Genomic DNA, 248 nt, shown 5'->3' with positions numbered 1-248 from the left:
TTTCCTGCCGATCGCGCAGCAGGTCCAGCTTCACGCCGCGGAAGGGAATCTCTGCGCGCCGCAGACGGTCGAGAATCATCGTGAGGTGCGGGCGGGAGCGAGCCAGCACGGCGATGCGGTATTTTTTCTTATCGCGCTCGGCCGCGGCCACCGCTGGCAGATGGCCGCGGATGATCTCGAGTATGCGATCGGCCTCCTCGGCTGCGAGTGCATCGTTGTCGTCGACATCGCTCTGCCAGCTCTGCGCA

1 protein-coding gene is annotated in these 248 nt (G+C 64.9%); it reads right to left on the bottom strand.

The window, feature by feature from the left end; translation table 11 throughout:
- Positions 1-248, bottom strand: a 248-nt coding sequence (locus AC5IJH_RS18585) for a hypothetical protein (RefSeq protein WP_491904299.1), incomplete at both ends; no start/stop codon positions are given.

Origin of the sequence: Candidatus Dedyshia acidiphila, from assembly GCF_051025295.1 — a bacterium.
Lineage (GTDB): Bacteria > Acidobacteriota > Terriglobia > Terriglobales > Acidobacteriaceae > KBS-83.
Note: the sequence above shows the minus strand (reverse complement) of the source record. Positions and strands in the feature narration are given on the sequence as shown.